The sequence below is a fragment of the Pseudomonas sp. H1_D05 genome, from assembly GCF_054682705.1.
On the sequence record NZ_CP162825.1, the window covers coordinates 5805304 to 5829200 of the forward strand.

Consider the following 23897-nt stretch of genomic DNA (forward strand, 5'->3'; position numbering starts at 1 on the left):
TCGCCATGAAAAAACTCTTTACTGTCACCGCCCTGCTCGCCGGTCTCGCGTTCAACCTCGCGGCGCAGGCCGAAGAATTGAGCGTGATGACCTCCGGCGGCTTCACCGCCGCCTACAAGATTCTCGGGCCGAAATTCGCTGCCGCCAGCGGCAACACCCTGACCACCAGCCTCGGCCCGTCGATGGGCAAAGCCCCCGAAGCGATCCCCAATCGCCTCGCGCGCGGTGAACACGCCGACGTGGTGATCATGGTCGGCTATGCCCTCGATGACCTGATCAAGCAAGGCAAAGTCGACCCGGCCTCGCGCGTTGAGCTGGCCGATTCGCGGATCGGCCTGGTGGTGCGCGAAGGCGCGCCGAAACCGGACATCAGCAGTGTCGCCGGCCTGAAGAAAACCCTGCTCGACGCGCAGTCAGTGGCCTACTCCGACAGCGCCAGCGGCGTGTACATCGAGCAGCAGTTGTTCAAGAAACTGGGGATCGAAGATCAACTGAAACCGAAGGCCAAGATGATTGCGAAAATCCCGGTCGGCTCGGTGGTTGCCACTGGCGACTATCAACTGGGCTTCCAGCAGGTCAGCGAATTGCTGCCGGTGCCGGGGGTGAGTTTCGTTGCGAAGATTCCGGAATCGGTACAGTCGGTGACGCGTTTTGCCGCCGGGATTCCGGTCGGCGCACAGCATCCTGAAGAAGCCAAAGCCCTGCTCGCCTACCTCGCCGCGCCGGCCGCACAAGCTGACGTGCAAGCCACCGGACTGGATTCGGTCAAGCGCTGACAATTGGCGGCTGGACTTTCATTTCCACCACCAGCCGCTCCAGTTCCAGTGCCGCCGGGGTCAACGTACGACCCCGGCGCTTGATGATGCCGACACTGCGCATCACTTGCGGGTCGGTCAACGGCACCCGCGTCAGGATCGGATGATCCGGTCCCGGCATCGCCATGAGCGGCACCGCCGCCACCCCCAACCCCGCCTCCACCAGACCGATCATCGTTGTCACATGACGGGTTTCGCAGATGCTCGAACGCTGCGGCACTACGCTGCTCAACGCCTGATCGAGCAGAAAGCGGTTGCCGGAGGTCTTGTCGAGCGAGATGTAATCCTGCTGATAGAACTCGTCCCAGGTCACGCTGCTGCGCCCGGCCAGCGGGTGATCGCGGCGACAAGCGACGACGTAGCACTCCTGCACAAGCGGTTCTAACTCGACTTTGGCATCCTGCGTGCCAAGGAAACTCAAGCCGAAATCCGCCTCGCCGTTGACCACCGCACTCAAGACATCGTGCGCACTGGAGTCGAGCACTTTGACTTTGATCCGTGGGAATTGCTGGTGATAGCGCGCAACCACGCGGGGCATGAAGTAGTACGCCGCCGAAGGCACGCAGGCGACGGTGACATGGCCCAAACGGGTCGATGCGACTTCGCTGATGCCCAATAACGCGACGTCGAGATCATCGAGCAAACGCTCGACGCTGGGCATGAAGCCGCGTCCAGCACTGGGTCAGGCTGACCTTGCGTGTGGTGCGTTCGAAGAGTTTCACGCCGAGGGCGTCTTCGAGCTTTTCGATGCGCCGGCTTAGCGCCGGTTGCGACAGGCGCACGGTGTCGGCGGCCTTGCGAAAACTGCCCTGCTCGACCACGGCGCGAAAGGCTTGCAGATCGTTGAGGTCGAAGTTGATGGCCATGGCGGGACTCGGGGGATTGATTCGTAGAGGTTATGAATGTAACCAATTGATGCCAATTATTATAGAAACGATGAAAATCCCCTGTGGGAGCGAGCTTGCTCGCGAATGCGATCTACCAGTGACAAACCTGTTGACTGACACTTCGCTTTCGCGAGCAAGCTCGCTCCCACATTGGATCTCCAGTGGCCTATAGGTCTTGGTAGCCCTTATCCTTGTCACCCCCGCCGTACCGTTGTCAGGAGTAACCCCCCATGCCCCATGAAGGCAATCTGTTGCAAGCCGCTGTCGTCTTTCTGTTCGCGGCCGTGCTCACCGTGCCTTTGGCCAAACGCCTGCAACTGGGCGCCGTGCTCGGTTATCTGTTTGCCGGGGTGATCATCGGCCCGTCGGTTTTAGGTCTGATCGGCAACCCGCAAAGCGTCGCGCACATTTCCGAACTGGGCGTGGTGTTGCTGTTGTTCATCATCGGCCTTGAGCTGTCGCCGCGACGTTTGTGGGTGATGCGCAAATCGGTGTTCGGTGTTGGTCTGGCGCAGGTGTTGCTGACCGCTTCGGTGATCGGCGTGCTGGCGCTGTCGGTGTTTGGCCAACCGCTGAACAGTGCGATCGTCCTCGGCCTTGGTCTGGCGCTGTCCTCGACGGCATTCGGTCTGCAAAGTCTGGCCGAGCGCAAGGAGCTGACCAGCCCCCATGGGCGACTGGCGTTCGCGATTCTGTTGTTCCGAGGACATCGCCGCGATCCCGTTGATTGCGCTGGTGCCGATGCTGGCGGGTGGTGCTCACGACACCAGCAACGCCGAGAGTCTGAATCACGCGTTGCAAGTGCTCGGCGGCATCGCGGTGGTCGTGGTCGGTGGGCGTTATCTGTTGCGTCCGGTGTTCCGCGTAGTGGCGAAAACCGGTTTGCCGGAAGTGTCGACGGCTACGGCGTTGCTGGTGGTGATCGGCACGGCGTGGTTGATGGATCTGGTCGGTGTGTCGATGGCGCTGGGCGCGTTTCTTGCCGGTTTGCTGTTGGCGGATTCGGAATATCGCCATGAACTGGAAGCGCAGATCGAGCCGTTCAAAGGTCTGCTGCTCGGGCTGTTTTTCATCAGCGTCGGCATGGGCGCCAACCTCAGCTTGCTGCTCAGCGCGCCAATCACCGTGTTGGGGCTGACGCTGCTGTTGATCGGGCTGAAATTGCCGCTGCTGTTCGTCGTCGGACGCCTGGCCGGGGGCTTGAACAAGGTCAGTGCGATTCGCCTTGGCATCGTGCTGGCGGCCGGTGGTGAGTTCGCTTTTGTGGTGTTCAAGATCGGTCGCGATCAGGGCCTGTTTGAGCCGCGTCTGTACGACCTGCTGGTGCTGACCATCACCCTGTCGATGGCGGTGACGCCATTGTTGCTGTTGATCTGCGCGCGGCTGGTCAGCCCGAAAGTGCAACCGGTGGAAGTGCCGGAAAAATACCGTGAGATCGACACTGACACTCCGCGTGTGGTGATCGCCGGCATGGGCCGGATGGGCCAGATCGTGGCGCGGATTCTGCGTGCGCAGAACATCAAGTTCGTTGCGCTGGATACGTCGGTGGAAACCATTGAACTGTCGCGCAGTTTTGGCGGTGTGCCGGTGTTCTACGGCGACCCGATGCGCCCGGAAATCCTCAATGCAGCCAAGGTCGGCGAGGCGGAATATTTCGTGATTGCCACGGACGATCCGGAGACCAACATCAAGACCGCCGAGGTGGTGCGCAAGCTGTATCCGCACATGAAGATCATCGCTCGGGCACGTAACCGTCAGCACGTGCACCGCTTGGTCGATGTTGGCGCGGAGGCGATTCGTGAGACTTATTATTCGAGCCTGGAAATGAGCCGGCGTACCTTGGTGGGACTTGGTTTGACCCAGGCCCAGGCCGATGCGCGGATCAAGCGCTTCAAGCATCACGACGAACAGGTGCTGGAGGCGCAACACGCGGTCTACGACGACGCCGCCAAAGTCCTGCAAACCGCCCAGGAAGCCCGGGCGGAACTGGCGCGGTTGTTCGAATCGGACCAGCTGGAAGAAGAATCCCGCAACACCTGAGCCACACCCGATTGTTCCCACGCTCCGCGTGGGAATACAGCCCGGGACGCTCTGCGTTCCAATTCGCGAGCTGGAACGCGGAGCGTCCCTTGAGGCATTCCCACGCGGAGCGTGGGAACGATCATCTTGCCAAGGTCAGACCAGTTCCAGTTCCAGCACTTGCTTGACCGGCGCCACCTCAAACCGGTCCGCCAGAAACGGCGTGATATCCAACGGCAGCGGTTCATCGTTGACCAGTTTGTCCAGCAGCACACCGGTAATCGCCGAGGTCAGAATCCCGGTACGGAAGTGGCCGCAGGCATTCAAATACCCTTCCACCCCGCGCATCGGCCCGAGAATCGGCAACTCATCCGGCGAACCCGGACGCAAACCCGCCCAGGTGCGTTTCAGATTGACGTCCTTGAGTTCCGGCAGGCAGCGCACCGCCCCCTGCACCAGCCCGGCGATTTCCGGGTAGGTGGTGGTGACGTCGAAGCCTTTGTCTTCGGTGGTGCTGCCAATCAGGATCTCGCCGTTGTCCTTCTGCGCCACGTAGCAGTCGCTGGTGGTCAGGCAGCCGTTGAGAATCTTCGGCATGCGCTCGGTGAGCAGAATCTGGCCCTTCACCGGTTTCACCGGGATGCGAATACCCGTCGCCCATTCACTCAGATCTGCCGCCCAGGCACCGCCAGCGTTGATCAGCGTCTTGCAGTGGAACACGCCCTCCTCGGCCGTCTGCACACCGGTGACGCGACTGCCGTGATGCAACACACCGGTGACGTTGGTGTTGACGAAGATGTCGACGCCGTTCTGCCGTGCACCTTCCATGTAGGCATCGGCGAGGCGGAACGGGCTGACCTGATGGTCGCAGAGAAACTCCAGCGCCCCGCGTGCTTCGTGGCTGACGCTCGGTTCAGACTCGCGTAGCGCCGCTTGGTCGAGCCAGCGCACCTGATCGGCCAGGTGCGGAATGCAGCCGACGATGTGCTCGGCGTAGAGCCGGTCTTCATCGTCGTAAATGACGAATTTCAACCCGGTCTTTTCGAACTTGAAATCCATCCCGTGGTTGTCTTTCAGCTCTCGGTGCAATGCCGGGTACAGCGCGTTGGACTGCAGGGCAAAATCGAAGAAAGACTCCGGCAGAATGTGCGGCGTGCTCGCGTCCACCGCCACCGCCGCGCCTTGGGTTTCGCGCTTGCGGTTGGCCGACATCATGCGGAAGAAAATCACCCCGCAGCCGAGGCCGACCGACTCACCGATCGCCCACAAACCGCCGGCCGAAGCACGGGTAGCGTTGCCAGGGCGCTTGGCATCGATCAGCGCCACTTTGAGGTTTTTGCGCTTGGACAATTGATAGGCGCAGGACGCCCCGATCACGCCGCCGCCGGCAATGATCACGTCGTAGAACTTACTCATGGGCAGCGGCCTCCGTGCCGACAGACTGGAACGCGGAAAAAGGAATCGGATCGATCGGGAATCGCGGGCGCAGCCAACCGACGTCCTTGCGCCCGGTCGCCTGACGCAAGCGATCGCTGCAGTAGCCGACGCACATCCGGCCCTGACAATCGCCCATGCTCACGCGGGTGCGCATTTTCAGGCTGGCGATGTCTTGCACGCCTTGCTCCAGCGCCAGGTCGATGTCGGCGCGGGTCGCGTGTTCACAGCGACAGATCACCGTGTCAGCGGCGGGCAATGCGGTCTGGCCGACGCCGCGTTCGGTGTAACGATCGACGGCAGCGCGAAAGCGCACGATGGCTTTGAGTTTGCTCAAGTAACGGTCGCGGCGCACACGCGCCAATTCCTCTTCGAGCACGCCGCGTTGCAGCAGAATCGAGGTCGCCGCGATCTTGCCAGCGAGCATCGCCGCTTCTCCACCGCGAATCCCGCCCATGTCACCGGCCAGGTGCACGTGCGGTTCGTTGCTTTGCTGCCAGACGTTGGCGTTGGCGCGCAGGTAACCGTCGTCGCTGAAGCCGTGATCCAGGCCCATCTGCTGGCTCAGTTGGGTGCGCGGAATGAAACCGTAACCGACCGCGAGGGTCTTGGCTTCGAAGCGCTCGACGCGGCTCATGTCCGGTTCCCACGTGGCCGAGTAAGGCGCGACGCTGACGCTTTTCAGCTCGCCCTCGCCATGCGCCTCGACCACGCCCCAACCGTAGTTCATCGAGATACCGTGCAGTTTCAGGTAGGCGAGCATGCTCAAACCGTCGAGGAACAATTGCGGCTTGTTCAGCAGCGCCAGACTTTCGCGGGCAATCTTGCCGAACGCACACGCCTCATACACGCCCGCGACGCTGACGCCCGACGCATGCAACTGCGTCGCCACCAGCGGCAGCAACGGCCCGGTGCCGGCGATGATCACCGGCCCTTGCGGCTTGACCACGCCGCTTTTGATTTGCAGTTGCAGACCGCCGAGCATGATCACCCCCGGCAAGGTCCAGCCGGGAAACGGCACGCTGCGTTCATGACAACCGGCAGCCAGGAGCAATTGCGGATACTCGATCTCGTGTAACTGCTCGTCGCCATCGAGCACCACCAGCGCGCGGGTGCCTTCGGCGCCGACCACGCGATGGTTGAGGCGCACGTCGATCAGCCCGGCCTGCTCCTGAAAATCACCGTGCAGTTTGCCCAGTGCTTCGGAGTAACGCGGGCCGAGATAATCCAGTTGCACGCCATCACGCAACGGCCCGCGATAGACCACACCGCCGAGGCGCGAAGCTTCTTCGAGCAAGGTGCAGCGCACGCCGTGGCGCGCCAGTTCGATGGCCGCCGCCATCCCCGCCGGGCCGCCGCCGACGATGACCGGTTGCTGGCTCATACGATCACCTCTTGCGTGGTGATGCGGTTGACCTGGGTTTCAATCTCCATGCCGTCGCGCACCACGGTCTGACAGGCACGGCGTTTGTGCCGGCCATTGATTTTCACCAGGCAGCACTGGCACACGCCCATGCCGCAATAGGCGCCGGTGATCTGGTCGTGATCGTTGCGCGCGATCTGGCGAACGCCGAGTGATTGAATAACGCTGAGGACGGTTTCGCCGATGGCGGCGGTGACCGCTTGACCGTTGATGTGGACGGTCATATCCGCCTGCGCCAACGGCTGAATATCGAAGGTTCTTTCTTGGCAGTGCATTGCTATGTTCATCCGTGAGAGTTCGGTTGAGGTGGTGTCAGCTCCTTGCTGCACTACACCGGGTCGACGCGTTTATTGTGGCTGTGAGGGGCGTCGACGCAGCTACTTCGTCAGCGCAACAAGGTGCGCGTGAAGCACTGTAGTTCATGCCTCAGCAAAGGCCTGGATCATTTACGTTAGGCGATATCGCCCGGCGAAATATTGATCCAGGCCAGTGAAAGCGGCTGGATTGTCCAACGATCAGTTGGAGAAGACGTACTGCCCTTTGATCTTCCTTGTACCGACCAAAGCGAGGTCCGGAAACAGCAGCGATTTGACCCAGGCGGCGTAGAACACCATGGCCAGAATGAACGCCACGCCGAGCAGAGTCGACACGGGTTCTTCACTGAAGCCGTAGAATTCACGAGGAATCTGGCTGATCGTGAAGGTGACATAGATTGTGTAAACCACCGCGATGCCCTTGTAAAAGCCCCACGCAAACAAGAGCGGAATCACGCCAATAATCAAGACCATGGTCAATGCCATAGCGGTGCCACCGTCATTGATTTGAAGCAGCCCGGCTATCGCCCCGAGAAGTCCCCAGATACCCATCAGTGCGACCAGAATGTTGACTTTAACGGCGTGTCGTTTTCTCAGGGCGGGATCCGGATGCGCCCCGATCCAGCCCGCCAGCACTCGATCCTTGACCTTGCCACCCGAAAGCGCCTTGAAGGTTGCGGCCCTGGAATGCCCGCTATCGAGCATTTCGACGACTTTTCGTTTGATTGCTTGCTTGTTCAACGTATTCATCCTTAAACGTGCGCGCAACGGCCGCCCCGTTGCCGATGCGGATTCTCCCCTTGTTCCCCGTCAGAAAGCAAAAAGCCGCTTCCACCCGAAGGTGGAAGCGGCCGAGGCATACGCCTCAATCAAGCAATCAGTGCACGAACAGGGCGATCAGGATGATGATCGGGATTGGCACGCCGAGGAAAAACAGCAGTAATGAGCGCATGGTGATGCTCCTTGTTTAACGGACTGGAGTGGTGTAGGTGTCAACTTCTATGTACTCGACGGCATCACGACGACGACCGCCGTAAGTAGCCGCGAGGCTGGCGAAGAACGCACCGGCCAACAGCGAAATGAACATCCACAGCGAGGTCCAGGCAGCGACTTTCGCAGCGGTGTCGGCGGCTTGTTGAGCTTTGACTTTGGCGTCGGCGAGGGCTTTCTGAGTGCGCGCATAAATCTCGTCAACGCGACGTTCGGCATCGGCCTGAGTCAGGTTGGTCCGTTGTGCGACCAGTTGTGCGAGGTAAGTACGGTCTTCAGCACTCAGCTGACCGTTGGCCAGGCTTTGCGCAAAGATGCGGGCCACAGCGCCATGAGCGGCGTCATCGCTGACAGAGGCCGGACGGTCATCGCGGAACAGGCTGTCGATGTAGTAGCCGTACTGGTTGCTGTCGGTGTTGGCCGCCGCAGAACCGGCTGCTTGAGTCATGGCGCTGGCAGCACCGCCAGCCACACTGGCACCGGCCTGCACACCACCACTGATCACGCTGCTGACCGAACCGACCACCAGCACTGCAGTGACCAATGTAGCCACGCACCAGGCCAGGAAGCCGTGCGCGGTGTCGCGGAAATACACTTCGTCACCGTGCATGTTCGCCCACTTCACCCGCAGGCGACCGGCGATGTAGCCACCCATGCCGGAAGCGATGATTTGCGTCGCCGCCAGCCAGACTATCGTGGAAATGCCCAGGCCCTTGGCGCTGACGCCCTCTCCGGCCCACGGTGAAACGGCAGAGAAACCCAAACCGAAACCGAGCAACACCAAAATCATCGACAGTGCAGCGGCAGCCGCGGCACCGGCGAAGATCGCGCCCCAGGACACGCCCGAAACGCTGCTCGACTCTTCAACGGCAGGATAAAACCCATCAGAGGATCTATTCATTGTTGTTCTGCTCCAGGCATGAAAAATGGTGTTACAACTCGTCAGCAGAGGAATTGCAGTGACCGTGCCAGTCGCGGAAATTAGATAAATCTATTAATTTCAATCAGTTAGAAAGAGTGAACTTACGCAAACCTTGCAAATTGCAATAATTGCCGGATAACAGCGGGTTTTATGCATTGGCCTCAAGTATCAATAGCGCTCCAAATCTGCGTTTGTGACAGGTCAACATGAAAGTTAATTTAAAGCGCCAGCGCAATTTCTTGGCAAAATGCTGCCATTCCGTTTGAACCGATCAGCAGGCCTGCCTATGACTCGTATCTTGACCATCGAAGACGACGCCGTGACCGCTCGGGAAATCGTCGCCGAACTGAGCAGCCACGGGCTGGAAGTCGACTGGGTCGACAATGGCCGTGAAGGCCTCGACCGCGCCGTGAGCGGCAACTACGACCTGATCACCCTCGACCGCATGCTGCCCGAACTCGATGGCCTGGCCATCGTCACCACGCTGCGCACCATGGGCGTGGCCACGCCGATCCTGATGATCAGCGCCCTCTCCGATGTCGACGAACGCGTACGCGGCTTGCGCGCCGGCGGCGATGATTACCTGACCAAACCGTTCGCCACCGATGAAATGGCCGCGCGGGTGGAGGTGTTGCTGCGTCGGCAGAACAGCGGCGCCACTCAGGCAACGACGTTGCAGGTGGCCGACCTCGAACTCGATTTGATCAGCCATGAAGCGCGCCGCGCCGAACAAGTGCTGACGCTGCTGCCGACCGAATACAAGCTGCTCGAATTCCTCATGCGCAACAGTGGCCAGATCCTTTCGCGGATGATGATTTTCGAAGAGGTCTGGGGCTATCACTTCGACCCCGGCACCAACCTGATCGACGTGCACATTGGCCGTCTGCGCAAGAAGATCGACGCCGCCGGCCATGTGCCGCTGATCCGCACGGTACGGGGCTCGGGTTATGTCATTGCCGAACCCGTCTGACGGCTGGCGCTCCTCCAGCAGCCGCTTGCTGGCGCTGTACAGTTCGCTGTTCGTGGCCTGGAGCGCGATCCTCATGGGGGTCATGTATTACGAGGTCTCCGGCTACCTCGACAACCTCGCCAAACACTCGTTGATGCAACGTCAGCACCTGTTTTCGCACTTTCGCGGCGAACAACTCGAAGACGCCCTCACCGCCAGCATGACCTTCGACATTCGCGGCATCGACGCCTATGGCCTGTTCGACGCCAACGGCGTTTACCTCAGTGGCGCGTTGCAGCAGATCCCCGAAGGTCTGCCGCTGGACGGCAAGATCCACATGCTCGCCGACTGCGCCGATTCCGATGACCCGACCCTGCCCAATGACAGCTGCGACGCGGTGGCCACGCAAACCCGCGATGGGCGCTGGCTGGTATTGCTGCGCGATAACGGCTCGCTGTTCGCCGTCACGCGGATCATTTTGCATGCGTTGTTCTGGGGCGTGTCGCTGACGATTCTGCCGGGCATTGCCGGTTGGCATTTACTGCGGCGTCGGCCGTTGCGGCGCATCCGGGCGATTCAGGCCAGCGCTCAGGCGATTGTTGCCGGCGACCTGACCCGGCGCCTGCCGCTGTCCAATCGCCGCGATGAACTGGACATGCTCGCCGCCATCGTCAACGCGATGCTGGAGCGCATCGAGCGCTTGATGAATGAAGTCAAAGGCGTCTGCGACAACATCGCCCATGATCTGCGCACGCCACTGACGCGCCTGCGCGCGCAGTTGTATCGCATGCAGCAGCAGGCTGGCGAAGGTTCGCAGGAAGCGGCGCAACTGGATCTGGTGCTCGCCGAAGCGGACACGCTGATGGCGCGGTTTCGCGGGTTGTTGCGGATTTCCGAGCTTGAGGATCGCCAGCGCCGTTCAGGTTTTGTCGAGCTCGATCCAGTGCAATTGCTGGAAGAACTGCACGAGTTTTACCTGCCGCTGGCCGAGGAAGGCGAGTTGCGTTTCGAGCTGAACATGCCGGAGACGCTGCCGCCGCTCAATGGTGATCGGGCATTGCTGTTCGAGGCCTTGGCCAATCTGCTGAGTAACTCGATCAAGTTCACACCACCGGGCGGCACGGTGATGCTGCGTGGGGTGAACGCGGGTGGGCAGACGCGGATTGAGGTGCACGACTCAGGGCCGGGGATTCCCGAGGCTGAGCGCGAGGCGGTGTTCCAGCGCTTCTATCGCGCCGAGGGTGGGCAGCCGCAGGGTGGCTTTGGCCTCGGATTGTCGATTGTCGCGGCGATTGTCAGCTTGCATGGCTTCAGTCTTGAAGTCGGCAGCAGTGATCTGGGCGGGGCGAAACTGGTGCTCGATTGCCGGCAGAGCCTGATCGAAAACTCCTGACTACTGACATGATCGTTCCCACGCTCTGCGTGGGAATGCCTCAAGGGACGCTCCGCGTTCCAGCTTGCGAAAGGGACGCGGAGCGTCCCGGGCTGCATTCCCACGCAGAGCGTGGGAACGATCATCAACTCAGGTTGGGTAATTGGCTCGCAGTGCCTCGAGGCCACCCTGATAGATGCCACTGAACAGCGCCACCACTTCCTCATCACTCACGCCTTTGGCGTTGAAACGCCCCGACCACGTCACGCGGGCGCCCTGCCCTTGGGCCTCAACCTTGATCGTCGCCAGGTAATCAGTCGCCGGGAACGGTGCCTGTTCGATCGAATAGCTGTAAGTCTTCGCGGCGTTATCGAACGCTTGCAGGCGCTCGACCACCACAGCGCCGTCAGCGGTTTGCAGGGTGCGCACACGGCCACCGTCGCTCAGCCCACTCTTGGGAATAAAGGGCAGCCAATCGGGCAGCGTGTTGAAGCCGCCGATCAATTGCCAGACCTGATCGGCCGAGGCCGGAATGTCGATGGTTGCGGATGCTGTTGGCATAAATAAACGTCTCTCCAGAATTCAGATCGTCAGGCTGTCGACCACGCCGCCATCGACGCGCAACGCGGCGCCGGTGGTGGCCGAGGACAGCGGCGAAGCAATGTAGGTCACCAGGTGCGCGACTTCTTCGACATCCGCCACGCGCTGGATAATCGAGGTCGGGCGGGCCTTGAGCACAAAGGCATCGGCCTCATCGCGCAGGTTGCGCCCGGATTCGGCGGCAGCATCCTTGAGCATGTCTTGCAGGCCATCGGTGAAGGTCGGCCCCGGCAGGATCGCATTGACCGTCACCCCGGTGCCAGCCAGACGTTTGGCCAGACCGTGGGACACCGCCAGATTGGCGCTTTTGGTCACGCCGTAGTTGATCATGTCCGCTGGCGTGGCTACGCCGGATTCCGAGGACAGGAAGATCACCCGGCCCCAGCCCTGCTCGACCATCGCCGGCACGTAGTGCCGCGCCAGGCGCACGCCGGAAATCACGTTGACCTCATAGAAACGCGTCCACTCGCTGTCCGGCGTTTCGAAGAAATCCACGGCGTCGAAGATGCCGAGATTGTTCACCAGAATGTCCGCACGCGGCTCAGCGGCGAACAGCTTCTGCGCGCCCTCCGCGGTACCCAGATCGGCAGCCAGACCACGCAACTGCGCACCCGGGACTTTCTCGCGAATACTCGCCAACGCCTGTTCAACTTTGCCCGTGTCGCGGCCGATCACCACCACCGTGGCGCCAGCTTCGGCCAGCGACTGGCTGATGCCCAAGCCGATACCAGCAGTGCTGCCGCTGACAATGGCCAGTTTTCCACTCAGATCAATCTTCATGCTTTCACCTCATCGATTGGCAATGGTGCACGTTCAGAAACCAGTTGGGCGTCGCGCATCGCCTGCCAGAAACCGGCAGGAATACTGGCCGACAATGCCGCGACATCTTCGGCGATGCGTTGCGGTTTGCTTGCGCCGGGAATCACCGCCGCAACAGCGGGATTGGCCAGCGAGAACTGTAGCGCAGCGGCTTTGATATCGACGTTGTAAGCAGCGGCGATGCGTTTGATCTGCTCGACCTTGGCGATGACTTCAGGGCTGGCCTGCTGGTATTCGAAGTGCGAGCCACCGGCCAGGATGCCCGAGCTATAAGGGCCACCGACGACGATTTCAACGTTTTGCGCCAGCGCTGCATCCATCAGGCGTTGCAACGGGCGTTCGTGGTCGAGCAGCGTGTAGCGACCGGCCAACAGAAAACCGTCCGGCTGCGCTTCGCTGAGGTCGAGGGTCAGTTCACATGGCTCGACTTTGTTCACGCCCAGGCCCCAGGCCTTGATCACGCCTTCTTCGCGCAAGCGGGTGAGGACTCTGAACGCGCCGGTGCGGGCCTGGTTGAAGTACTCCAGCCATTGATCACCGTAGAAGTCTTGAGCGATGTCGTGCACCCAGACGATGTCGAGGCGATCGGTTTGCAGACGCTTGAGGCTGTCTTCGATCGAACGCATAGTCGCGTCGGCGCTGTAGTCGTTGACGATCTTGTTCGGCCGACCGTGTTCGAACACCCCGCTCTTCTCGCCGAGATCGCGGGCGGCGGCGTCTTCGATTTCATCGAGAATCACCCGGCCGACCTTGCTGCTCAGCACGTAATCGTCGCGTTTGTATTGCTTGAGTGCCTCACCAAGGCGGATTTCCGACAGACCCGAACCGTAAAACGGCGCGGTGTCGAAGTAGCGCACGCCGGCATCCCACGCGGCGTGCACGGTGGCCTGCGCTTCTTCTTCGGGGATGGCGCGAAACATGTTGCCCAGCGGCGCGGTGCCGAAGCCCAGTTGCCCGGGCAGTTTGTCTTTCAAGCTCATGAATTTTTCCTCAACAGGTTGTGGGTCTGTGTGACCGTTGAGCAGATCCTAGATTGCGACACCGAGACCGTCCAAGACATAATCCGCAGCACTTGAGTCCCTATAGGTCTGACATGATCGACATCCGCCAATTGCGCTACTTCGTTGTAGTCGCCGAGGAAGAACACGTCGGCCGCGCCGCCGAACGGCTGCATATTTCCCAGTCGCCACTGAGCCGGCAAATCGCCCAGCTCGAAGAACGCCTGGGCCTGACGTTGTTCGAGCGCAGTCAGCAACGCATTCGCCTGACCCGTGATGGCCAGACTTTCCTCGCCGAAACCCGCGCCCTGCTCACCCACGCCAATCGCCTGGAATCTCTCGGCAAACGCTTGGGTCGTGGCGAAGAAGGCGGTTTGTGCATCGGCTATATCGAAAATGCCATGCACGCCGGCGTCTTGCCCAATGCCTTGCGCGTGTTACGCGTGGACCGGCCGAATGTGCATGTCGCGTTGTACAACCTCAGCTCCGCCGAGCAATTGGAGGGCTTGCGACAGCGTAGTCTCGATATCGCGTTGGTGAGCGAGCCGCCGACCGATGACGATCCGGATCTGCTGGGTTTTCAGGTGCTCGATGACCCGATGCTGCTGGCGTTACCGGAACAGCATCCGCTGGCGCAGCGAGCTGCGTTGAACCCGGAGGATCTGGCCAATCAGGAATGGATCGGCGTGCAGCCGCGTCAGGACGCCAACGATGAGTTCGTCAGCGCCTGCATCCGCGCGGGATTCACCCCGGATGTGCGCATGCAGGCGACCGAACCGTTTACTGCGCTGGGTCTGGTGGCGTCGGGGTTGGGGATTGCGATGATCCAGAAAGGCCTGAGCCATAACGCACCGCCGGGCGTAGTGCTGCGGGAGCTGCCGTGGCTGACCTTGACCACGCCATTGTGGGCGGCGTGGCACCGGATCAACTTGCGGCCATTGGTCGAGACCTTCCGCAAAGTCCTGACTGACGGTGAGATAGCCGCTGACTGACAGGGCCGCTTCGCGAGCAAGCTCGCTCCCACAGGAATTCGTGTCGTTCACAGAATTGAAATCTACCCCATAACCTGTGGGAGCGAGCCTGCTCGCGAAGAGGCCGGCACATCCAAGATCAAAATTGACTGACCCAACGCTTTCGCGAGCAGGCTCGCTCCCACAGGTTTTGCGGTGGATCTACACTCATCAGATCAGCATCCAGCCGTGAGTTGACCATGAGAATGTCCGCACAAATGACCGTCGTCGCGGTACTCGCCACCCTCGCCTACCTCGGCCTGGCGGTGTGGGGCATTGGCGGCGTGGCGATGTTCTTTTCCCACGGTTCGCTGGTGATCGTCGCACTGGCGACGGTGGCCATGGTGATCGCTTCGCTGTTCAGCGAGGTCAACCTCAGTTCCGGCGAGCGCGAAGACCGCGCCAATCGCTGGGTGATTCCGGCGTTTGGGGTGATCGGGCTGCTCAGTGGTTTTCTGCCGGCCTATTGCGACCGGGTGAATTTCTGGACGCTGGGCGGTGAAGGCGTGCGTTGGCTCGGTGCTCTGTTGTTTATCGTCGGCGGCACACTGCGGTTGTGGCCGGTGTTTGTGCTGGGACGGCGTTTCAGCGGACTGGTGGCGATTCAACCGGGGCACCGATTGGTCACCGATGGCATTTACCAACGGCTGCGCAATCCGAGTTATCTGGGGTTGGTGATCAATGCCGTGGGCTGGGCATTGGCGTTTCGTTCGGTGGTCGGGTTGATGCTGGCGGCGCTGACGTTGATCCCGTTGATTGCCCGGATTCATTCGGAAGAAGCCCTGCTGCGGGCGCAGTTTGGGGCGGAGTATGACGATTACTGTGCGCGGAGTTGGCGGTTGGTGCCGGGGGTTTATTGATTTTCGAACTCACTCAGGATCCTGTGGGAGCGAGCTTGCTCGCGAAGACGGCGGCACAGTCACTATTGATGGTGGCTGACCCATCGCTTTCGCGAGCAAGCTCGCTCCCACAGGGATTTCGGGGTGTCAGTTTTTTTGCAGGTGGAGTTGACCGTCGCTATCGATCTTGACGCTGACCGCAGCGTAACTGGCCAACGTCGCATGCGCCGTTTCCAGCGGATGCTGATGCGTGGTAGTGATGATCATCAACGCCGCGCCAGCCGCTTCGGCAGCCTGAATACCAACGGTGGCGTCTTCGAAGATAAGACAATCACGAGGCTCCAGACCCAGTCGCTTGGCCGCCAGTAAATAGCCGGCCGGATCAGGTTTACCCGCCTGCACATCTTCCGCGGTGATCATCACCGCAGGTTCTGGTATCCCCGCCGCCGCCATCCGCCGCAACGCCAGATCCCGTGGTGCCGACGTCACCATCGCCCAGCGATCTTTGGGCAGGCTATTGAGAAATTTCGCCGCGCCAGGTATCTCGACAATGCCTTCAACGTCTTCGATTTCCGCCTCGGTGATGAACGCCGCTTGCGCCTCGGCATCCACCCCCGGCAGGTTGAGCCGGGTGATGGTGTCGATCGCGCGCACACCATGAATGGTCGGCAAAAACGTTTCCACATCGACGCCATGGCGCACGGCCCAGGCTGCCCAGATCCGCTCGGCGGCGGCAATGGAGTTGAGGACGGTGCCGTCCATGTCGAACAGAAACGCGCCGAACACGCGATCGAAGACGTTATCGTGAGCAGACAAAAGATCGCATCCTTTGACAAGACTGGGCGGATTGGCCGGGCAATGTAGCATTTTTGCCCGGCGATTCGTCCCGGCATCTCAGTGCAGGCGCGGAGCCTTGGACTTGAACGCGCTATCCACGCAGTCGAGTAACTGGCCGATGGCCCACGGCTTTTTGATGAACGCCACCGGGTGCTTGACCCCCGATGTCTCCGGGGTTTCATAGCCGGACATGACCATGACCGGCTTGTCCGGCCAGCGTTCGCCGACCAGATTGGCCAACCCGGCGCCATTGATTTCGCCGGGCATGGTGATGTCGGTCAGCAGCAAGGCCACTTCCGGCGCGTGCTCTTCCAGATACAGCTTGGCGTCGTCCGCGCTGGTACGTGGCTCGACTTTGAAACCTTCCTCCTGAAGAATTTCGCAGAGAAACTCCAGAATCAACGGATCATCCTCAACCACCAGAATCAATCCGTCAGGAAGGTGCGCGCTCGCCGTAGGTGTTGGGCACATGGAACTGCACTCCCTGAATTGCATTAACGATTTAGCGGCTTGAATCCGCTGCTTAACTGGTATGAGCAGCGGGCTCTGCAGAAATTCATTTTTGATACAGGTCTTTTGCGAAACGCCGTTTTTGCCCGTCGCCGGCAATCGTTCGTGACGGCGTATTTGTGGTTAAAATGCCGGCCCTTTTGCTTGCCGATCCTGACCGATGAACCCTGAAGCCCTCGCTACCCTCCATGCCCATCTGCTGCCGGCCCTCGCGGCTGCACCGAGCGAAAGCCGTCGCCTGTTCCACGGGCGCGGACGCTGCTGGGCCGGGCTGGAGCAGTTGACGGTGGACTGGCTGCAAGGCGTGGTGCTGGTGTCGCTGTTCAAGGAGCCGGCGCCTGAGCAACTGGACGATCTCAAGGCGTTGCTGATGAAACTCACCGGTTCCGCCGAATGGAAACAGTCCGGCGCCCACACGTTGCTGATCCAGCATCGCTATTTGCCGCAGAGCACCGCCGAATGGCTGCTGGGTGAAGAGATCGACGAAATGAGCATCGTCGAGGGCGGCTTGCAGTACCGCGTCGATCTGGGCCGCAAGCAGAACGCCGGGCTGTTTCTCGACATGCGTTACGGGCGCAATTGGGTGCGCGAACAGGCCAACGGTAAACGTGTGCTCAATCTGTTTGCCTACACCTGCGGTTTTTCCGTGGCGGCCATCGAGGGCGGCGCCAGTCATGTGGTCAACCTGGACATGTCCCGCGCGGCCCTGAGCCGTGGCCGCGACAATCATCGCTTGAACGGCCATGACCTGAGCAAAGTCAGTTTCCTCGGCCACGACCTGTTCAAGTCGTGGGGCAAGGTGATCAACAACGGCCCGTATGATCTGGTGATCATCGACCCGCCGTCGTTCCAGAAAGGCAGTTTCCTGCTGACCAAGGATTACCAGCGCGTGCTGCGCCGCTTGCCGGAATTGCTCACGGCGCAAGGCACAGTGCTGGCGTGCATGAACGACCCGGCGTTTGGTTCGGACTTTTTGATTAATGGCGTGACGCAGGAAGCGCCGAGTCTGCGTTTTGTAGAACGACTGGAGAATCCGCCGGAGTTTCCGGACATAGATCCGCAAAGCGGCCTCAAAGCCCTGGTTTTCCAACGCACCACCTGACACCCCGAAGATCCCCTGAACAACACACATCCCCTGTGGGAGCGAGCTTGCTCGCGAAAGCGTTTTGTCAGTCGCCAGTGAGGTTGACTGATCTACCGCATTCGCGAGCAAGCTCGCTCCCACAGGTTTATGTGTACGACCGATGATCTTTAGTGAGAGCGCAGCACCAGCGCAAACAACTCTCCATGCCCGGTGACATTGAGCTTGTGATACAGATTGCGTCGATGCACCTTGACCGTCTCCGGCGAGATGCCCATCTGCTGGGCCATTGCCTTGCTGGAGAAACCCTGCAAAATCAGCCGCGCCGTATCGACCTCGCGCACCGTCAGCCGCGCGTCGAAGCGGTCGAGCAACGTCGCCAGATCCCCAACCACCATTTCCGCCACCGCGCCCTGCGGCGGCAGCAACTGCACATGCCGACGCATTGCCGCCAACACCCAATCGCGCACGCACAACAACCGGCCCTGCTCGGCCATGTCGAACGGCGTCGAACGGCCCAATGACAAACCGAGCACGCTGCCCTCGACGTTGATCATGAACTGCAACTCGTCCTCGCCCACCACCGAACGAAAGTAACTCTGGTAGTACTCGCTGTGCAGAAACTGGTCCGGCGCCACCGAGGCGAGGCTGTGCAAACCATCAGCAATGCCGGTCGAGGCGCTCTGGTAAAACGGATCGAGCAGGTACATTCCGGCGCTGTAACCGGCCAGTTCTTCCTGCTCGTCGGGGCGGCCCTTGCTGTCGAAGTCGATCAGCAATTGCGGCGCCTGCCCGGCTTTCATCAACGCCACCAGCGCGTTGTCCAGCGGCACCAGCAGCCGCAACGTGTCCACCAGCGCACGCCAGAAACCGTCCTGACCGACACCGGCAAATACCCGCGCCAGGCTCTGATGCACTGGCAGTTCCTGCAGCAACGCGTCCACGCACTACCCCTTTTGAGTAACCCATGATGGGAATGGGTCAGGCGTGACCAGCCCGATAGGCTGACCACTCCTGTTCATCACCGGCCTGCACAGGCCAGGAGTGCCGCATCATGCGTGGTCACCGTGGCTGTATCAACCTCAGCATTCAACTGGGCCTGCTGGCCGGTATTGGCGCCAGCTCGATCGCCCTGGCCGCTGACGCGCCGAGCGTGCACGTCTACAACTGGTACGACTACATCGGCCCGAACACCCTCCACGACTTCCAGCGCGACAGCGGTATCCAGCCGGTCTACGACACCTTCGACAGTGCCGAAGTCCTCGAAGGCAAATTGATGACCAGTCGCAGCGGCTACGACGTGGTGGTGGCAAGCAACTTCAGCCTGCCGACGCTGATCAAGGCCGGCGCCCTGGCCCCGCTGCCACGCGAGCAACTGGCGGGCTGGAAGAATCTTGATGCCGATTTGTTGGCAAAACTGGCCAACAACGATCCCGGCAATCAATACGCCGTGCCGTATCTGTGGGGCACCAACGGCATCGGCTACAACGTCGACAAAGTACGCGCAGCGCTAGGCGACAAGGCGCCGGTGGATTCGTGGGATCTGGTGTTCAACGAAGCCAACCTCGCCAAACTCGGCCAGTGCGGCGTGGCGATGCTCGATTCGCCGTCGGAGATGCTGCCGGTCGCCCTGCACTATCTCGGCTTGCCACCCAACAGCACCGATCCCGAAGACTATAAAAAAGCCGAAGCGCTACTGCTGAAACTGCGCCCGCACATCGCCTATTTCAACTCGTCGAAATTCATCAGCGACCTGTCCAACGGCAACATCTGCGTGGCAGTCGGTTGGTCGGGCGCGATGCTGGAAGCCAAGACCAATGCCGAGCAGGCCAACAACGGCGTGAAGATCGCCTACAGCCTGCCCAAGGAAGGCGCGCCGGTGTGGTTCGACACGTTGGTGCTGCTCAAGGACGCGCCGAATCGGCCCCAAGGGCTGGCGTTTATCGACTATCTGCTGCGCCCCGAAGTGATCGCGCCGGTCAGTGATCATCTGTCGTACCCCAATGGCAATCGCGCCGCGACAGCGCTGGTGGCCGCCGCCACGCGGGACAACCCGGCGGTTTATCCATCGGCCACGGCGATGGCCACGCTGTACACCCTTGAACCCCTGCCCAAAGCCACCGAACGCGTGCGCACGCGGGTGTGGAGCAAGGTCAAGAACGGCCAGTAACCCCTTTTGAACATTTCACCAAACCCTGTGGGAGCGAGCCTGCTCGCGAAAGCGGTGGGTCAGGCACTGATGCGTTGAAAGTGCCGACGCCTTCGCGAGCAGGCTCGCTCCCACAGGGGCGGTGAACAACCCTGCATTTTTTAGAGAGACAGAAATCAATGAAACCTCGTGCCCGTGACCTCAACATCCGCATCGGCCAACTGCATCCCGGCCCGCTCAACGCCATCACTGATGTACCCGGCGTACGCGTCGGCCACAGCAATGTGCGCGGCCGCAGCAGCGCCGGACGGGACATCTGCACCGGCGTGACGCTGATCGAACCGCGCGCAGGTTCGACCAATCAGCAACCGTGTTTCGCCGGCGTGCATGTGCTCAACGGCAATGGTGACGCCACCGGGCTTGAATGGATTCGCGAGGCGGGTCTGCTGACCAGCCCGATTGCCTTCACCAACACCCACAGCCTCGGTGTGGTGCGCGATGCCTTGGTTGTCCTGGATCGCCAGCAGCAAGCCGACGACGGCCGTCTCTACTGGAACATGCCAGTGGTGCTGGAAACCTTTGACGGCTTGCTCAACGATATCAACGGTTTTCACGTGCAGCCCGCGCATGTGGCTGAAGCCCTGAAAAACGCGGTCAACGGCCCAGTGGTGGAAGGCGCCGTCGGCGGTGGCAGCGGCATGATCTGCCATGAATTCAAGGGTGGCATCGGTACGTCGTCGCGGCGTTTGAGCAGTGCCCAGGGCGGCTGGACCGTCGGCGCGATCGTGCAGGCCAACCACGGCATTCGCAGCGAACTGCGGGTCGATGGCTACCCGGTCGGGCGTTACATGGAACAGAAAGATTCGCCGTTCTTGCGCGCCTCATTGCCGCATCCGGGCATGGGCTCGATCGTCGTCTGCCTGGCCACCGATGCGCCGCTGTTGCCCCACCAGTGCACACGCCTGGCACAGCGCGCGAGCCTCGGCCTGGCGCGCACCGGCGGCGGCAACGAGGATCACAGCGGCGACATCTTCATCGCCTTCGCCACCGGCAACGCTCATGTGCCACCGGCGGCCTACGAAGGCAAAGGCGCGCCGACCTGTGACGGCTTGCGCATGGTCAACAATGACCATATCAGCGAGTTGTTCCTGGCCGCGACCGAGGCGGTTGAGGAAGCGATCATCAATGCCTTGCTGGCCAGTGACAGCACCGAAGGCAACGGTCACTCGGTGCCGGGACTGGATGCCGAAACCCTGCTCGCTGCCCTCGAAAAATCAGGCTGGCCTGGCGCCCGTTGACAGCGCTTTTCCCCTGTAGGAGTGAGCCTGCTCGCGATCGCGGTTTGTCAGTCGAAGTAGATTTGACTGACAAACCGCGATCGCGAGCAGGCTCACTCCCACAAAGGGTTACATCAATATTTGGGGAAGGCTCCCGCGCCGCAGTTCGGGCGACTGGCGGTACTTGAGCCGTCACTTGCACACTCCTACGATGGAATCACGCAGGGGCTCCGCTCTTCGGGCGCTGCGTAGGCACGGGTGCTCTGAACCCCAATCAAGCCCGTGCCTTGCTTCATGCGCATCTTGAGCCTCGAGGGCTCTACTTCCTCCCCATCAAAGAGCTTTGAGGCTCTTTTTTTGTCTGCGCAAATCAGTCGCCCGGTGCCTGATCGGCGCGAATCGAACGCCATGCTGCCCTTCGCGCGCCCCGCCAACCTGTTCACGATACCGAGGGCAAATAGGTGTTCACGGCGCGGATCACCTTGAACGTCAAACCCGGCTGAATGGCGCCCACAAAAAAGCCCTTGCTGCGCGATTCACAGCAAGGGCTTTTTCGCCGAAGCGAGGTCAGTGCACGGTCAGGCGCTGGCGGACAAACTCCTCGACATGGCGAGTGGTCTGATCGAGGTGCCGGTCGCGCTGTTTCTCGGCATCGAGCATCGCCCGTTTGCCATTTTTCTGCAGCAGGTACGTGTGGATCTGCTGCACTTCCAGCGAGCGGTAAATCGGCGTGGTGTCGATAAATCCGCGCACGCCATTGCTGCGGTAATGCCGGGTGCTCATCAACACCTGGGTTTCACGCTGGCCAATCACCTCAAAGCTCAGCGCTTCGAAGTACGGGACTTTGCCGATCGTGCAGGCCAGCTCCGCATGGGGATAACGCCCGACCATCTCACCGATCATCGCCCGCGCCACGCCCCGGCGCCGATGCCCTTCGCGCACCGCCATGTAGGCCACGCTGCAGGCTTCCCAGTCGCCCTGCACCGGCAGGTACAACAGAAAACCGATCACTTGCTCCGGATCATCCTCGTCGGTGGCCACCAGCAACTCCACGTCGATACCCTTCTCGCCATTCAACGCTTCCAGATACAGATGCACCTCATAACCGACCGCGTACTGATAGACGTTGTACAGCAGGTTGCTCGGGCCGAGGCCGACCGCACTGATGTCGGTCAGGTAGTCGACGACCATCTGCAGGATCTGGCTGTTGACGGCCTCGGGGCATGGGGATTTGTAGTGGGTGATGCGTGGCATGACGAACTCCGACGGTAAAAAGCGTTGCCGACCGCCGCAGCGGTCGACGAACCGCGACATCATACCGTGACGCACGCGCTCGACGTCTAAAGTTCCTGTTCCGAGCGCCGATGTAACGGTCTCCTACAAATGTCACCACCAGGGATCGGCCATGTACTACCCGCGCGAAGCTGCCAAGGATCACCTTTACAACCGTATCGTCATGCTGACCGTTGCTTGCTGCGTGGTTTTGCTGCTCGCTGCAATGGCGCACAAGTCGGGCATGCTTTATGGGGCGCTGAGTTTCAACGGTGTGGAAACCCGCGGCAGCGTCACGGCACTGGAAAAGATTCCAATGAACGCCAACGGCAAGGTCATTCACTATCAATACACCGATGCCCAAGGCCAGACCCATGAAGGGCAACACGCCGACGAACGCTACGTCGAGCATACCCAATATGAAGTCGACGGCCCCATCACCCTGCTGGTGTCGCCGTGGATGCCGGATAAAAGCTGTATCGCCAGCCAGTTGCAGAGTTACCGTACGAGCTTCTACATCATGACCGGCGGTGTGTTGCTCGCACTGCTGTTTCTGCTGATCTCGGGCAGGACGTTCTGGCAGATTCAGGTAATGAAAGAACAAGACCGGTTTTATTGAGTCCAGCCTCACAGGCAACAACCTTCACGCGCGCCGGGCGTCTTGCTGCGGCGCCATCCTGACGTTCTCGCACCGCCCTCCCTGAAAAAAATTTCATCCACCTCAGACGGGATCTTTCGCAAATCAGGCATCCAATTCTGCAGCTGCGTTCAATTTTCGACGCAGGCCTTGAGGAGTTGTCATGAGCGTTTTGCGTTCCCTGTCCAAATGGCGAAAAACCCTGCTGCTGGTGCCGTTGACGCTGGCGGCGCTGAGCAGCGCCCCGGTGTTTGCGCAACCGGTGGTGATCGTCCAGCAAGCCCCACCGCCGATGCGCATGGAAGTGATGCCCGGCGCACGTCCCGGTTATGTCTGGGATCAAGGTCATTGGCGCTGGCAAGGACGCGGTTACGTATGGATACCCGGCCACTGGCAACCGGTGAGGTACGGCGCGCGCTGGAAACCCGGGCACTGGCAGGCACGCGGACCAAACTGGTTCTGGGTCGAGGGGCATTGGGTGCGATGAATGCGCGACAGCCTGACCATCACTTCTTGCGAGAACACCACCATGTCGAAGACCGTTAAAGCACTGCTGGCCGCCACGCTGGTGGCCGTCACGTTGTCCGGTTGCGTCGTCGAACCGGCCCGTCCGCATCGGCCTCCGCCGCTGGTCGAGGTCGTTCCGGTGATGCCGGCGCCGGGTTATCACTGGGTTGCGGGGCACTATCGCTGGGGCGGCAACCAATGGCGCTGGGTGCCGGGGCACTGGCGGGCCTATTGAT

Annotated in this window: 24 protein-coding genes and 2 pseudogenes; 13 read left to right on the plus strand and 13 right to left on the minus strand. The window is 60.9% G+C overall.

Annotation, left to right across the window (positions count from 1 at the left end):
• Positions 1–5: 5 nt before the first annotated feature.
• Positions 6–776, plus strand: coding sequence for a substrate-binding domain-containing protein (locus tag AB4O11_RS26010; protein WP_460129230.1), 771 nt, complete (start codon positions 6–8; stop codon positions 774–776).
• Here AB4O11_RS26010 and AB4O11_RS26015 read toward each other — a convergent pair.
• Positions 766–1681: pseudogene (locus AB4O11_RS26015) on the minus strand (LysR family transcriptional regulator). The gene AB4O11_RS26010 and the pseudogene AB4O11_RS26015 sit on opposite strands and share 11 nt — an antisense overlap.
• Positions 1682–1932: 251 nt before the next feature.
• Here AB4O11_RS26015 and AB4O11_RS26020 point away from each other — a divergent pair.
• Positions 1933–3742: pseudogene (locus AB4O11_RS26020) on the plus strand (monovalent cation:proton antiporter-2 (CPA2) family protein).
• Positions 3743–3877: 135 nt separating this feature from the next.
• Here the strand turns inward: AB4O11_RS26020 and hcnC are convergent.
• The 4 genes from hcnC to AB4O11_RS26040 all read right to left on the minus strand — a co-directional run bounded on the left by hcnC (position 3878) and on the right by AB4O11_RS26040 (position 7633).
• Entirely contained in the window at positions 3878–5137 is a 1260-nt protein-coding gene (gene hcnC / locus AB4O11_RS26025; protein WP_093441061.1) for a cyanide-forming glycine dehydrogenase subunit HcnC, read from the minus strand.
• The gene (hcnB, locus tag AB4O11_RS26030; RefSeq protein WP_186625299.1) at positions 5130–6539 is read right to left on the minus strand and encodes a cyanide-forming glycine dehydrogenase subunit HcnB; all 1410 of its coding nucleotides are present in this window, start codon (positions 6537–6539) and stop codon (positions 5130–5132) included. The genes hcnC and hcnB overlap by 8 nt, the downstream gene beginning before the upstream one ends.
• A complete protein-coding gene (gene hcnA / locus AB4O11_RS26035) occupies positions 6536–6853 on the minus strand; it encodes a cyanide-forming glycine dehydrogenase subunit HcnA (RefSeq protein WP_257355479.1) in 318 nt (105 codons plus the stop codon). The genes hcnB and hcnA overlap by 4 nt, the downstream gene beginning before the upstream one ends.
• A gap of 240 nt (positions 6854–7093) precedes the next feature.
• Positions 7094–7633 (minus strand): hypothetical protein, encoded by a 540-nt coding sequence (locus AB4O11_RS26040; RefSeq protein WP_116254982.1) that lies wholly within the window; start codon positions 7631–7633, stop codon positions 7094–7096.
• Between AB4O11_RS26040 and AB4O11_RS26045 the strand changes: the two genes are divergently transcribed.
• A complete protein-coding gene (locus AB4O11_RS26045) occupies positions 7626–7835 on the plus strand; it encodes a hypothetical protein (protein WP_147307379.1) in 210 nt (69 codons plus the stop codon). The genes AB4O11_RS26040 and AB4O11_RS26045 overlap by 8 nt on opposite strands.
• Positions 7836–7859: 24 nt before the next feature.
• Here the strand turns inward: AB4O11_RS26045 and AB4O11_RS26050 are convergent, their stop codons facing one another.
• Positions 7860–8783: a hypothetical protein gene (locus AB4O11_RS26050; protein ID WP_460129233.1), complete on the minus strand. Its 924-nt coding sequence runs from the start codon at positions 8781–8783 to the stop codon at positions 7860–7862.
• 307 nt (positions 8784–9090) lie between these two features.
• On the opposite strand from AB4O11_RS26050, the gene AB4O11_RS26055 reads away from it, so the two are divergent.
• The gene (locus AB4O11_RS26055; RefSeq protein ID WP_007914996.1) at positions 9091–9774 is read left to right on the plus strand and encodes a response regulator transcription factor; all 684 of its coding nucleotides are present in this window, start codon (positions 9091–9093) and stop codon (positions 9772–9774) included.
• Positions 9752–11146, plus strand: a complete 1395-nt coding sequence (locus AB4O11_RS26060; protein WP_460129235.1) for a sensor histidine kinase — start codon at positions 9752–9754, stop codon at positions 11144–11146. Before AB4O11_RS26055 ends, AB4O11_RS26060 begins: the two co-directional genes overlap by 23 nt.
• A gap of 129 nt (positions 11147–11275) precedes the next feature.
• Here the strand turns inward: AB4O11_RS26060 and AB4O11_RS26065 are convergent, their stop codons facing one another.
• Genes AB4O11_RS26065 through AB4O11_RS26075 form a run of 3 tightly spaced genes read right to left on the minus strand, consistent with a single transcriptional unit; the run spans position 11276 to position 13524 of the window.
• On the minus strand, positions 11276–11686 hold the full coding sequence (locus tag AB4O11_RS26065) for an SRPBCC family protein (RefSeq protein ID WP_116254985.1): 411 nt from the start codon (positions 11684–11686) through the stop codon (positions 11276–11278).
• Between the two features lie 21 nt (positions 11687–11707).
• Positions 11708–12505 carry an SDR family NAD(P)-dependent oxidoreductase gene (locus AB4O11_RS26070; RefSeq protein WP_186625293.1) on the minus strand — a complete coding sequence of 266 codons (798 nt, stop codon included), beginning with the start codon at positions 12503–12505 and terminating at the stop codon, positions 11708–11710.
• Positions 12502–13524, minus strand: a complete 1023-nt coding sequence (locus tag AB4O11_RS26075) for an aldo/keto reductase (RefSeq protein ID WP_460129238.1) — start codon at positions 13522–13524, stop codon at positions 12502–12504. Before AB4O11_RS26075 ends, AB4O11_RS26070 begins: the two co-directional genes overlap by 4 nt.
• Positions 13525–13637: 113 nt before the next feature.
• Here AB4O11_RS26075 and AB4O11_RS26080 point away from each other — a divergent pair, with 113 nt between their 5' ends.
• Both AB4O11_RS26080 and AB4O11_RS26085 read left to right on the plus strand, forming a co-directional pair.
• A complete protein-coding gene (locus tag AB4O11_RS26080) occupies positions 13638–14534 on the plus strand; it encodes a LysR substrate-binding domain-containing protein (RefSeq protein ID WP_186625289.1) in 897 nt (298 codons plus the stop codon).
• Positions 14535–14752: 218 nt separating this feature from the next.
• Positions 14753–15412, plus strand: a complete 660-nt coding sequence (locus AB4O11_RS26085) for a methyltransferase family protein (protein WP_414926411.1) — start codon at positions 14753–14755, stop codon at positions 15410–15412.
• A 126-nt stretch (positions 15413–15538) separates the two neighbouring features.
• On the opposite strand, the gene AB4O11_RS26090 is transcribed toward AB4O11_RS26085, so the two are convergent.
• Positions 15539–16207, minus strand: coding sequence for an HAD-IA family hydrolase (locus AB4O11_RS26090; RefSeq protein ID WP_460129240.1), 669 nt, complete (start codon positions 16205–16207; stop codon positions 15539–15541).
• 78 nt (positions 16208–16285) lie between these two features.
• Positions 16286–16699 (minus strand): response regulator, encoded by a 414-nt coding sequence (locus AB4O11_RS26095; protein ID WP_093441112.1) that lies wholly within the window; start codon positions 16697–16699, stop codon positions 16286–16288.
• Positions 16700–16898: 199 nt separating this feature from the next.
• Here AB4O11_RS26095 and AB4O11_RS26100 point away from each other — a divergent pair, with 199 nt between their 5' ends.
• On the plus strand, positions 16899–17840 hold the full coding sequence (locus tag AB4O11_RS26100) for a class I SAM-dependent methyltransferase (protein WP_460129242.1): 942 nt from the start codon (positions 16899–16901) through the stop codon (positions 17838–17840).
• A 149-nt stretch (positions 17841–17989) separates the two neighbouring features.
• On the opposite strand, the gene AB4O11_RS26105 is transcribed toward AB4O11_RS26100, so the two are convergent.
• Positions 17990–18763: a helix-turn-helix transcriptional regulator gene (locus tag AB4O11_RS26105; protein ID WP_460129243.1), complete on the minus strand. Its 774-nt coding sequence runs from the start codon at positions 18761–18763 to the stop codon at positions 17990–17992.
• A 110-nt stretch (positions 18764–18873) separates the two neighbouring features.
• Here AB4O11_RS26105 and AB4O11_RS26110 point away from each other — a divergent pair, with 110 nt between their 5' ends.
• A complete protein-coding gene (locus AB4O11_RS26110) occupies positions 18874–19989 on the plus strand; it encodes an extracellular solute-binding protein (protein WP_460091375.1) in 1116 nt (371 codons plus the stop codon).
• Between the two features lie 158 nt (positions 19990–20147).
• Positions 20148–21266: a DmpA family aminopeptidase gene (locus tag AB4O11_RS26115; protein ID WP_460129245.1), complete on the plus strand. Its 1119-nt coding sequence runs from the start codon at positions 20148–20150 to the stop codon at positions 21264–21266.
• 546 nt (positions 21267–21812) lie between these two features.
• Here AB4O11_RS26115 and AB4O11_RS26120 read toward each other — a convergent pair.
• On the minus strand, positions 21813–22499 hold the full coding sequence (locus AB4O11_RS26120) for a GNAT family N-acetyltransferase (RefSeq protein WP_460129247.1): 687 nt from the start codon (positions 22497–22499) through the stop codon (positions 21813–21815).
• A 151-nt stretch (positions 22500–22650) separates the two neighbouring features.
• On the opposite strand from AB4O11_RS26120, the gene AB4O11_RS26125 reads away from it, so the two are divergent.
• The 3 genes from AB4O11_RS26125 to AB4O11_RS26135 all read left to right on the plus strand — a co-directional run bounded on the left by AB4O11_RS26125 (position 22651) and on the right by AB4O11_RS26135 (position 23896).
• Positions 22651–23136, plus strand: a complete 486-nt coding sequence (locus AB4O11_RS26125; RefSeq protein ID WP_099756612.1) for a DUF3592 domain-containing protein — start codon at positions 22651–22653, stop codon at positions 23134–23136.
• 181 nt (positions 23137–23317) lie between these two features.
• On the plus strand, positions 23318–23641 hold the full coding sequence (locus AB4O11_RS26130; protein ID WP_007908150.1) for a YXWGXW repeat-containing protein: 324 nt from the start codon (positions 23318–23320) through the stop codon (positions 23639–23641).
• A gap of 42 nt (positions 23642–23683) precedes the next feature.
• The gene (locus AB4O11_RS26135) at positions 23684–23896 is read left to right on the plus strand and encodes a YXWGXW repeat-containing protein (protein WP_007908149.1); all 213 of its coding nucleotides are present in this window, start codon (positions 23684–23686) and stop codon (positions 23894–23896) included.
• Position 23897: the final 1 nt, after the last annotated feature.

Excerpts from the sequence above, each read along its gene's own strand:
- AB4O11_RS26010 (WP_460129230.1), top strand. The coding sequence starts at position 6 with ATGAAAAAACTCTTTACTGTCACCGCCCTGCTCGCCGGTCTCGCGTTC.
- hcnC (WP_093441061.1), bottom strand. The coding sequence starts at position 5,137 with ATGAGTAAGTTCTACGACGTGATCATTGCCGGCGGCGGCGTGATCGGG.
- hcnB (WP_186625299.1), bottom strand. The coding sequence starts at position 6,539 with ATGAGCCAGCAACCGGTCATCGTCGGCGGCGGCCCGGCGGGGATGGCG.
- hcnA (WP_257355479.1), bottom strand. The coding sequence starts at position 6,853 with ATGCACTGCCAAGAAAGAACCTTCGATATTCAGCCGTTGGCGCAGGCG.
- AB4O11_RS26050 (WP_460129233.1), bottom strand. The coding sequence starts at position 8,783 with ATGAATAGATCCTCTGATGGGTTTTATCCTGCCGTTGAAGAGTCGAGC.
- AB4O11_RS26055 (WP_007914996.1), top strand. The coding sequence starts at position 9,091 with ATGACTCGTATCTTGACCATCGAAGACGACGCCGTGACCGCTCGGGAA.
- AB4O11_RS26060 (WP_460129235.1), top strand. The coding sequence starts at position 9,752 with ATGTCATTGCCGAACCCGTCTGACGGCTGGCGCTCCTCCAGCAGCCGC.
- AB4O11_RS26065 (WP_116254985.1), bottom strand. The coding sequence starts at position 11,686 with ATGCCAACAGCATCCGCAACCATCGACATTCCGGCCTCGGCCGATCAG.
- AB4O11_RS26070 (WP_186625293.1), bottom strand. The coding sequence starts at position 12,505 with ATGAAGATTGATCTGAGTGGAAAACTGGCCATTGTCAGCGGCAGCACT.
- AB4O11_RS26075 (WP_460129238.1), bottom strand. The coding sequence starts at position 13,524 with ATGAGCTTGAAAGACAAACTGCCCGGGCAACTGGGCTTCGGCACCGCG.
- AB4O11_RS26080 (WP_186625289.1), top strand. The coding sequence starts at position 13,638 with ATGATCGACATCCGCCAATTGCGCTACTTCGTTGTAGTCGCCGAGGAA.
- AB4O11_RS26085 (WP_414926411.1), top strand. The coding sequence starts at position 14,753 with ATGAGAATGTCCGCACAAATGACCGTCGTCGCGGTACTCGCCACCCTC.
- AB4O11_RS26095 (WP_093441112.1), bottom strand. The coding sequence starts at position 16,699 with ATGTGCCCAACACCTACGGCGAGCGCGCACCTTCCTGACGGATTGATT.
- AB4O11_RS26100 (WP_460129242.1), top strand. The coding sequence starts at position 16,899 with ATGAACCCTGAAGCCCTCGCTACCCTCCATGCCCATCTGCTGCCGGCC.
- AB4O11_RS26110 (WP_460091375.1), top strand. The coding sequence starts at position 18,874 with ATGCGTGGTCACCGTGGCTGTATCAACCTCAGCATTCAACTGGGCCTG.
- AB4O11_RS26115 (WP_460129245.1), top strand. The coding sequence starts at position 20,148 with ATGAAACCTCGTGCCCGTGACCTCAACATCCGCATCGGCCAACTGCAT.
- AB4O11_RS26120 (WP_460129247.1), bottom strand. The coding sequence starts at position 22,499 with ATGCCACGCATCACCCACTACAAATCCCCATGCCCCGAGGCCGTCAAC.
- AB4O11_RS26125 (WP_099756612.1), top strand. The coding sequence starts at position 22,651 with ATGTACTACCCGCGCGAAGCTGCCAAGGATCACCTTTACAACCGTATC.
- AB4O11_RS26130 (WP_007908150.1), top strand. The coding sequence starts at position 23,318 with ATGAGCGTTTTGCGTTCCCTGTCCAAATGGCGAAAAACCCTGCTGCTG.
- AB4O11_RS26135 (WP_007908149.1), top strand. The coding sequence starts at position 23,684 with ATGTCGAAGACCGTTAAAGCACTGCTGGCCGCCACGCTGGTGGCCGTC.